This window comes from Anaerolineae bacterium, from assembly GCA_011176535.1.
Lineage (GTDB): Bacteria > Chloroflexota > Anaerolineae > Anaerolineales > DRMV01 > DUEP01.
Genome location: DUEP01000095.1, coordinates 1 through 9728 on the forward strand (window position 1 = coordinate 1; position 9728 = coordinate 9728).

Sequence of the window (9728 nt, forward strand, 5' to 3'; positions counted from 1 at the left end):
ATTGGAAATGGCAACACCACCGATGTCCCAGGCCATCACAGGCATGGGTCGTATGTAAGTGTAATAGTCCGGGCCGAAAACAAAGCCCAGCGCGGTAAAATATTCCAGAAAGAATGATACCCCGATGGCGGTGATCAGAGCGGCGATGCGCGGGGCATTGCGTAGTGGTTTGTAGGCGACCCGCTCGATGATAATGTTGAGGAAACCACAGGCGGCCATGGCCAGCAGAATGACTAGCACTGTGCCTACCATCATAGTCCATACCGGAGCTTGGGCCAGGAGCTCCGGCGTGGGCGTTATACCCTGTGTTCGGTAGTAGATGCTGGCGGGCAAGAGGTGTAGCCGATAGCGGGTGATGGCGTAGAAACTGACAAAGGAGCCCACCATGAAAACATCACCGTGGGCAAAGTTGATCATGAAGAGAATACCGTACACCAAGGTATAGCCCAAAGCGATGAGCGCGTACACGCCACCCTGCGAAATGCCAAACACCACAAAATCCGACCATTGTTCGGGCGTATAGTACGCATTGCGAATGGAACCAATCACCCCCATCACGGCCACGACCAAAATCGCCAACCCCAAGAGGCGCACCACAATAAGGTCAAACTCAACCCGACTCAGCCAAGCACGAAATTTGGATTGCGTAAGGGATTGCATGGCACCATCCTCACCCAGGATGTTGTGATGAATCCTCGCATGAAGGTACCGGGGGCATCACAGAGAAGACACCCCCGGTACCTCAATTCCGGTCACCACATCTATGGAAGTGGGACCTCCCAACGGCTAATTACGGCCATACCGGCACGAATTTGCCGTTCTGCACCTGGTTGATCACGATCTTCGGATCGGCGCAGTCACCGTACTCGTTGCAGATCAGCGTACCGGTCAGGCCCTTGAAGTCTTTGGTGGCAAAGAGGGCATCGCGCAGCGCCTGGCGCGGGATGTACAACTTACCATCCACCTGCACCGCCACCTTCTTGATGGCCTCGAGCAACATCATCGTGCCATCGTAAGCGTGGAGGTGGAAGGCGCTGGGCGGCTCCTGTCCGTACTTCGCCTTGTACTTCTTGTCGAACTCTTCGTTCTTGGTGGCCGCAGGACCAGAGAGGTACATCCCCTCGGCTGCATCACCCGCCGCCTCCAGGAAGTCCGGCGAGATCATACCGTCGGAGCCCATGAGCACGGTGTTCTCCAGGCCGGACACCTCTTTCGCCTGCTGGGTGATGAAAGCACCCTCTTGCACGAAGATGGGGTAGTAGAGCACATCGGGCTTGGTGGCCGCGATCTTGGTCAGCACCGGGCGCATGTCGGTGTCGCCCACATTGATGGCTTCCTGAGCCACGCACTTGCCGCCCAGTTCGGTGAACACATCGCAGGCCACCTGTTGCAACTGCTCGGCGTAGGGGCTGCCATCGTGGATGGTCGCCATGGCGCGGGCGCCCAGGACATTGTAGGCGAACTCGGCCACAGCCTTACCCTGCACCTTGTCGTTGTGCGCCGTGCGCAGATAGCCCGCCTCATGGGTCTTGGGATCGGTCAGCGAAGGCGCCGTGTTGGAGGGCGAAATCATCACCATGCCCGCGTCGGAGATGATCTTGGCCGCCGGCACCGCCGCGCTGGAGCAGTTGGTACCGATCACGCCCACGATTTTCTCGTTGGAGGCCAACTTCTGAGCCGCGGTCTGACCACCTTCGGCGGAGCACTGGGAGTCCTCCTTCACCACAGTGATGTCATGGCCGAAGAGGCCGCCGCCGTTGGCCGCCTTGAAGTCGTCAATGGCGATCTCCACACCGCCCAGGGAGTCCACCCCCAGGGACTCATTGGGGCCGCTCAACACCAGGGCCACACCGATCTGAATCGGCTCGCCCTCACCGACCTCGACACAACCCAGAGGGTCGGTGCACTCGTAGGTGGCCTTCTTGCCGCAGGCCGTCAAGGCCAGCGCCGCCACCACCAACAGCGCCAACAAGACAAACCATCGTTTCTTCATTCTTCCTCCTCCTTGAGGGAATTGGGAATACGGTAAGGGCTTGACGCGCTGACAACACACTCTAATACTTTAGGGAAGGGGCTCACCTCCTTCAGGGAAGATCACAGCCCATGCAGGGTATCGTTTTCATTTTACTAACCGCCCCCAGACGGGTCAAGGCGTTCTCCCGCTTTCCCGCATTTTTTTATGCAGATTTTACCTTTCTTTTACCATATTACGCCTCGCCCCACAGGGTGACGCCCTCTCCCGCTCACGACGGCGCTCGCCATGCGATATCAAGGGACGCATACGGCAAGAAAACCGAAGCGGGCCTCCCGGCCCCTATGGTAGAATTAAAGGCCCCCTTTTGTGGCAAGATGGTTCTTCTGGAGGAAAGTGTGACCCCACAATCTCAATCGGCCTATGATGCATCCAGCATCCAAGTTTTAGAAGGTCTTGAAGCCGTTCGGCGCCGCCCAGGCATGTATGTGGGCGGCACTGATTTGCGTGCGCTGCACCACCTCATCTACGAAGTGGTGGACAACTCCATCGACGAAGCCCTGGCCGGGGCCTGCGACCGCATTGAAATCACCATCCACCCCGACAGCAGCGTTACCGTGGAGGACAACGGGCGCGGCATTCCCGTGGACCCCCATCCCCAAACGGGGAAATCCGCGCTGGAAGTGGTGATGACCACCCTGCACGCCGGTGGCAAATTCGGCGGGGGCGGGTATAAGGTCTCGGGCGGTCTGCACGGCGTGGGCGTCTCCGCCGTGAACGCCCTCTCCGAGTGGTGCGAAGTCTATGTCAAGCGCGACGGCCAACTTCACTTCCAACGCTACGAGCGCGGCCGCCCGGTGACGCCCGTCCAAGTCATCAGCAAGGTGGACAAAAACGACACGGGCACCAAAACCACCTTCAAGTTCGACCGTGAGATCTTCAAAGGGGACATCGACTACAAATTCGAGGCCCTGGTGCAGCGCTTCCGCGAGATGGCCTTCGTCACCCGCGGCGTGACCATCCATTTCCGCGACGAACGCACCGAACGCGAGATGACCTTCTACTTCGAAGGCGGCATTGAGGCCTTCGTCCGCTACCTCAACCGCAACCGCAAAGTCCTCCACCCGGTGGTCTACGCCGAAAAGACCGTCGAGAACATCACCATTGAAGTGGCCATCCAGTACACCGACGCCTTCACCGAGAGCGTGTACTCCTTCGCCAACACCATCAACACGGTGGACGGCGGCACGCACCTCACTGGCTTGCGCAGCGCCATCACCCGCACCATCAACGATTACGCCCGCAAGGCCGGTTTGCTCAAGGATTCGGACCCCAACTTCACCGGCGACGACACCCGCGAGGGCCTGACCGCCATCGTCAGCGTCAAACATCCGGACCCGCAATTCGAAAGCCAGACCAAAGTGAAGTTGATGAACCCCGAGGTGCAGACCTATGTGCAACAGGTCACCAGCGAAGCCTTGGGGACCTTCCTGGAAGAAAACCCTTCCGCGGCCAAGGCCATCATCCAGAAATGCCTGACCTCGGCGCGCGCCCGCGCCGCCGCCCGCCAGGCCCGCGACCTGGTCATCCGGAAATCGGCCCTGGAAAGCCTCACCCTGCCCGGCAAACTGGCCGACTGCTCCGAGCGTCACCCCAACAAAACCGAACTGTACATCGTGGAGGGTGAATCGGCCGGTGGCTCGGCCAAACAGGGCCGCGACCGCCACTTCCAAGCCGTGCTCCCCTTGCGCGGCAAAATCCTCAACACCGAGCGGGCCCGGCTGGACAAGGTGCTCTCCAACAACGAGGTCAAGGCCCTCATCTCGGCCCTGGGCACCGGCATTGGCGAGAACTTCAACCTGGACAACCTGCGCTATGGCCGGGTGATCATCATGACCGATGCCGATGTGGACGGCAGCCACATTCGCACGCTGCTCCTCACCTTTTTCTTCCGCTACATGCTGCCGCTCATCGAAGCCGGTCGGCTGTACATCGCCCAGCCCCCGCTCTACCGCATCGCCTACAAGAACCAGGTGCGCTACGCCTACACCGAGGCCGAAAAAGAAAAAATCCTGAAAGAGATGAACGTGCCGGTGGAAAAAATTCACCTGCAGCGGTACAAAGGGTTGGGCGAGATGAACCCCCAGCAGTTGTGGGAAACCACCATGAACCCCACCCGCCGCACACTGCTCCGGGTGACGGTTGAGGATGCGGCCGAAGCCGATCGCACCTTCAGCATGCTTATGGGCGAGGCCGTGCCCCCACGCCGACGGTTCATCCAAACCCACGCCAAAGAAGTGCGCAACCTGGACATTTAGCCCCACAGGGCTCCCCCGGGGCCCCTGAGGAAGCCCCTATGCCTTTAGAGCCAGGCAACCTGCTCCAAAATCGCTATCGCATTCTGGAGGTCCTGGGCCACGGTGGAATGGGCTCGATTTACCACGCCGTGGACGAGGTACTGCAGGTCGAAGTCGCCATCAAAGAAAACCTCTTCGCCTCACCCGAGTACGCCGAGCAGTTCCGCCAGGAAGCCCGCCTGCTGGCCACCCTCCGTCACCCGAACCTCCCCCGGGTGACGGACTACTTTGTCATCGAGGGACAAGGCCAGTACCTGATCATGGACTACATTCCGGGCATTGACCTCAAGGACCGCATCGACCGCGAAGGCGCCCTGCCATTGCACGAGGTGCTGACCATCGCTATGGCCCTTTGCGAGGCCCTGGAATACCTCCACGGCCAGCAGCCGCCCATCATCCATCGCGATGTCAAACCCGCCAATGTGCGCATTACCCCCGAAGGGCAAGTGTACCTGGTGGATTTCGGCCTGGCCAAGTTGGGTGGCGCGGATCAGCGCACTCTGACCGGAGCGCAAGCCGTCACCCCCGGCTTCTCCTCCCCCGAACAATACGGCACCAGCGGCCACACCGACGCCCGCTCAGACCTCTACAGCCTGGCGGCCACGCTTTACATGGCCCTCACTGGCGTCACCCCGGAAGACGCCTTCGAGCGCCTGATGGGGACCCATTCCCTGACCCCCATCCGGGAATTGCGTCCTGAGGTGCCGCCCCAACTGGCGGCAATCATCGAGCAAGCCCTGGCCCTCCAACGGGAAGAGCGCCCGCCTTCGGTGCGCGTCTTTAAAGAACAACTGCTAGCCCTCAATCTGCTGCCCAATCAGGAGGCCCTGGCCCAGGAGCACCGCTGGTTGCTCCAGCCTTCCACTGCCCAATGGCGCACCAGCGAGGAAGGGAACTCGTCGCCTGAACCAGACGCTTTCCCACCGAATGGGAAGACCCTGGCCCCTCAGGCCCAACCCTCCACCCAACCCCAAATGCCCAAACGGCGGGGAAAGGGGCGTCTCGTCCTCTCAGGGCTTCTCGTGCTGACCGCGCTCCTGATTCTGGCCGTGGGTGCGCTGGCCCACCCCGTGTTGCGGGCCCAACTCGACCAGGCGGTGCCTGCGTTGGGCACCGTGGAGGCTCTGCCCCAGGCGCAGGCCCCGCTGGCCACCGCCCAGATGTGGCTTTACGGACTGCCTTGGCAGCCCACCACCGCCCCACTCCCGGTGGTTTCACCCACGGCTTCGCCAGCGCCGCCTTCGCCCACCCTGGCGGCAGCGCTCCGCGCGACGGCCAGCCCGACTTTCACGACAACCGCCCCGCCCACCCTCTCCCCAACCGCAACACCCACTGCACTTCCCTCCCCCACGCCCTCGGCCACGGCGGTGCTAGTGACCCAATTCACCCTGACCCCCGTCGCCCAACCCACCCCCTTTGGGCAAAGCGGCGCGATCGCCTTCGCCTCCACCCGCAGCGGGCTGGCGCAAATCTGGCTTTACGACATCGCCAACCAGACCTTCCGCCCGCTGACCAACGAACCGGACGGGGCCTGCCAGCCGGCCTGGTCGCCCGACGGGCAACGTCTGGCCTTCATCACCCCGTGCACGCGCAACCAGGTGCGTTACGAAAACGCCCGCATCATGCTGCTCGACCTGCAAAGCGGAACGATGGAGGTGCTGGTGCCGCCCAGCCAGGGGGATTACGACCCCGCCTGGTCGCCCGACGGCAACTTCCTGGCCTTCACCTCCCTGCGCGACGGCCATCCCCAAATCTACCTCTACAACCTGAAAACGCAATCGCTCACCAACTTATCGCAAAATGCGTACGACGACTTCATGCCCGCCTGGTCGCCCGACGGCGCCCAACTGGCTTTCATTTCCACCCGCCAAGGCGTCTATCGCATCTACCTGATGCCCCCCAGCGGGCAGCCCCAACAAGGCTTCTCGCGCAGCGGCAACAAACGCAACCTGCACCCCACCTGGTCGCCGGACGGCGTTTACCTGCTCTACTCCCAGACGCCCTCTCAGGGCATCCCCATGCTGGTGAGCGCGCCCCTGGCGGAGCAGGGGCTGGTGGAGCATTCCCTGAACCCGGCCCTGGGCATTGCCATGGCCGACCCGGCCTACTCCCCCGACGGGCGCTGGCTGGCGGTGGAAGGCTGGCAGGGCGCCGAAGCGCACGACCTGTACCTGCTTTCCTCCAACGGACAAACCCTGCGCCAGATCACCGCCGACGAGGCCCTGGACTTCGATCCGGCCTGGCGGCCCAAGCCCACACCTTGACCCTGGCCAGCCGCACCTTCCGGGCCTGCGAGGAGCGTTCGCAGGCCCTTTTTGCGCCGATGGTATAATCCCTTCACCCTTTCCCAAGCCCTTCAGGAGGCGTTTTGCCTTATGCTGGACAAACTGGCCGGAATCGAAAAGCGTTTTGCCGAAATCGAAGAGGAACTCAACCAGGTAGGCGACGACTACAAACAGGCGGCCGCACTGGCCAAAGAACGCGCCGACCTGGAACCTATCGTCCAGAAGGCGCGGGAATACCGCCAGGCGCTCCAGCGGTTGGAAGAAGCCCGCCTTATCCTGGACGAAGCCGACGACGCCGAACTGCGCGAGTTGGCCAAGGCGGAAATCGACGAACTGGAATCCCAAATCGAGCGCCTAGAACAGGAGATCAAGCGCCTGTTGCTCCCCAAAGACCCCCGCGACGAGCGCAATGTCATCATGGAGATCCGCGCCGGGACGGGCGGCGAGGAGGCAGCGCTGTTCGCCGCCGACCTGTTCCGCATGTACACCCGCTACGCCGAGCGCCAGGGATGGAAGGTGGAGGTACTTTCCACCAACGAGACCGGCCTGGGCGGCTACAAGGAAATCGTCTTCCTCATCAAAGGCAAAGGCGCCTACTCGCGGCTGAAGTACGAATCGGGCGTGCACCGCGTGCAGCGCATCCCGGTCACCGAATCCCAGGGGCGCATCCACACCTCCACGGCCACGGTGGCCGTCCTGGCCGAGGTGGAGGATGTGGAGATTGACATCCCCGACAAAGACGTCAAAATCGAGGTGTACAAATCGGGGGGTGCGGGTGGCCAGCATGTGCAGAAGAACGCCACCGCGGTGCGCATCACCCACCTGCCCACGGGCATCGTGGTGCAGTGCCAGGACGAACGCTCGCAGTTGCAAAACAAACAGCGCGCCATGAGCATCCTGCGGGCGCGGTTGTACGAATTGGAGGAGCAAAAACGCCGCGCCGAGGTGGACGCTGCCCGCCGCGCGCAAGTGGGCACCGGCGAACGCTCGGAAAAAATCCGCACCTACAACTTCCCCCAGTCGCGCGTCACCGACCATCGCATCAATCTGAGCATCTACAACCTGGACGCCGTGCTGGACGGCGATCTGGACCCCTTCATCGACGAACTGGCCACCCGGGAAGAAGCCGAGCGTCTGGCCGCCCTGGAAGCGTGAAGCAGCCGCTGGACCGACCTCACCCCACCCCCGGCGAAGGCCTCTCCTGAGCGTAGGGCGTAGCCCGAAGTCGAGGGGCGGGCCGGAGCCGGGGGAGAGGGGAGAGGTGAGGTTGCTTCAATCCCCCTGAGACATGCCCCAACCCCAAACCCTCTCCCACGCCCTGAACCTGGCCCGTGGGGTCCTGGCACCCCACAGCGACACGGCGGCCATCGATGCCCAGACCCTGCTGGCCCACCTCACCGGCCGGAGCCGCGCCTGGGTACTGGCCCATCCCGAAGCCCTCCTGGACGAAAGCCAGACGGTTCGCCTGCACCAGGCCCTGCAACGCCTGGCGCGCGGCGAGCCGCTGCCTTATGTGCTGGGCCAGTGGGAATTCTTCGGTCGTTCCTTCGTGGTCACCCCGGCCGTGCTCATCCCGCGGCCCGAGACGGAACTGCTGGTCGAGGCGGCGCTGGACTGGCTGCGTGCTCATCCCGGCTCCCGACGCGTGGTCGATGTGGGCACCGGCTCCGGTTGCATCGCCGTCTCTCTGGCGGCCGAAGTGGACGAGGTTCAAATAGTGGCCATCGACCAGTCGGCGGCGGCGCTGGAAGTGGCCCGGCGTAACGCCCAGCGTCACGGGGTGACCCGGCGCCTGCGCTGGATACAGGCCGACCTGCTGGCCCCTTTTGCCGGGCCCTGGGATGTGGTATGCGCCAACCTGCCCTACATCCCTTCCGCACAACTGGCCCGCCTGCCCGTAGCACGCTTTGAGCCCCGGCTGGCGCTGGACGGCGGCCCCGACGGCCTGCATCTGGTGCGCCGTCTGCTCCGTCAGGCCCGCGTGCAAATAGCTTCCCCCGGAGCGTTGTTTCTGGAAATCGGCGCCGGGCAAGGCCCCCTCGCGGCCCAGACGGCCCGACGCCTCTTTCCCGAAGCCTATGTGGAGGTCCGCCCCGACCTCGCCGGGCATCCCCGCCTGCTTTGTCTCTTTTTGACCTGACTTCTTATCAAACTTTCACAGGGTTTTCAGGTTTTTTTAGCCCAAACCCGTTACACTAAAGATGACTCTCCATTGCACCCACCTCCTTGCCTCATCAGGCCCGCGTTGGTTTCTCCGCCCAACGCGGGCCTGATCTTTTCCGCCAACGGGGGGCAGGATTTTCACCGTATAATGGGGGAGCCTGAATCCCCCCTGGGGGAATCGGTGCCATCCCCAAGTCCGGAGAGAACAATGAGTCTGGCAGCCTTTTTCCGCCCGCGAGGCGTGGTGGTCATCGGCGCCTCGACCAATCCGGTAGGTCTGGGTTATGGTGTGGCCCGCAACCTGGTCGAGGGCGGCTTTCCCGGCGCGGTGCACCTGGTCAACCCCAAAGGCGGGACGTTGTTCGGCAAGCCGCTCTACCGCAGCGTGGCCGAGGTGCCCGACCCGGTCGATCTGGCGGTGATCATCGTGCCCGCCCCGGCCACGCCCCAGGTGCTGGAAGCCTGCGGCCAGCGCGGCATCCGGGCCGCCATCGTCGCCGCCGGGGGATTCCGCGAGGCAGGCGAATCCGGCGCCCGCCTGGAAGAGCAGGTGGTGGCGGTCGCCCGTCGTTACGGCATCCGGCTCATTGGGCCCAACTGCATCGGCGTCATTGACACCCACCTGCCCCTCAATACCACCTTCCTGGCCCCACCTCCGCCTCCCCAGGGGGAGATGGCGTTTCTCTCTCACTCGGGGGCCCTGGCCGCCGCGGTCATCGACTGGCTACAAGGCCAGGGGATGGGCTTCTCACGGCTGGTCAGTCTGGGCAACCAGGCTGATGTATCGGAGACAGAGATGTTACCTTTAGTGGCCGCCGACCCGCACACGCGCGTGGTGACCATGTACCTGGAAAGCGTGGCTGATGGGCGGCGATTCGTGGAGACCGCCCGGCAGGCGAGCCTTCAGAAGCCGCTGGTGGCCCTCAAGGTGGGGCGCTACGAGGCCGGGCA

The 9728-nt window shown here is 63.0% G+C and carries 7 protein-coding genes; 5 read left to right on the forward strand and 2 right to left on the reverse strand.

The genetic code is table 11. The features are described 5' to 3' along the window. On the reverse strand, positions 1-555 hold a 555-nt coding region (locus G4O04_08660; GenBank protein ID HEY58587.1), incomplete at its 3' end, for a hypothetical protein. A gap of 235 nt (positions 556-790) precedes the next feature. Next, on the reverse strand, positions 791-1993 hold the full coding sequence (locus tag G4O04_08665) for a branched-chain amino acid ABC transporter substrate-binding protein (GenBank protein HEY58588.1): 1203 nt from the start codon (positions 1991-1993) through the stop codon (positions 791-793). A 356-nt stretch (positions 1994-2349) separates the two neighbouring features. Here G4O04_08665 and gyrB point away from each other — a divergent pair, with 356 nt between their 5' ends. From gyrB to G4O04_08690, 5 genes are all read left to right on the forward strand, one after another. After that, complete coding sequence (gene gyrB, locus G4O04_08670) at positions 2350-4290, forward strand: DNA topoisomerase (ATP-hydrolyzing) subunit B (protein ID HEY58589.1); 1941 nt, start codon at positions 2350-2352, stop codon at positions 4288-4290. Positions 4291-4328: 38 nt separating this feature from the next. Then, a complete protein-coding gene (locus tag G4O04_08675) occupies positions 4329-6593 on the forward strand; it encodes a protein kinase (GenBank protein ID HEY58590.1) in 2265 nt (754 codons plus the stop codon). Positions 6594-6704: 111 nt separating this feature from the next. Beyond that, a complete protein-coding gene (prfA, locus tag G4O04_08680; GenBank protein ID HEY58591.1) occupies positions 6705-7769 on the forward strand; it encodes a peptide chain release factor 1 in 1065 nt (354 codons plus the stop codon). A 133-nt stretch (positions 7770-7902) separates the two neighbouring features. Further along, the gene (gene prmC, locus G4O04_08685; GenBank protein HEY58592.1) at positions 7903-8754 is read left to right on the forward strand and encodes a peptide chain release factor N(5)-glutamine methyltransferase; all 852 of its coding nucleotides are present in this window, start codon (positions 7903-7905) and stop codon (positions 8752-8754) included. A 231-nt stretch (positions 8755-8985) separates the two neighbouring features. Beyond that, a partial coding sequence (locus G4O04_08690) for a CoA-binding protein (protein ID HEY58593.1) occupies positions 8986-9728 on the forward strand: 743 nt, incomplete at its 3' end.

Bases quoted from the DNA above. Each gene is read 5' to 3' on its own strand.
- G4O04_08665 (HEY58588.1), bottom strand. From the start codon at position 1,993: ATGAAGAAACGATGGTTTGTCTTGTTGGCGCTGTTGGTGGTGGCGGCG.
- gyrB (HEY58589.1), top strand. From the start codon at position 2,350: ATGGTTCTTCTGGAGGAAAGTGTGACCCCACAATCTCAATCGGCCTAT.
- G4O04_08675 (HEY58590.1), top strand. From the start codon at position 4,329: ATGCCTTTAGAGCCAGGCAACCTGCTCCAAAATCGCTATCGCATTCTG.
- prfA (HEY58591.1), top strand. From the start codon at position 6,705: ATGCTGGACAAACTGGCCGGAATCGAAAAGCGTTTTGCCGAAATCGAA.
- prmC (HEY58592.1), top strand. From the start codon at position 7,903: ATGCCCCAACCCCAAACCCTCTCCCACGCCCTGAACCTGGCCCGTGGG.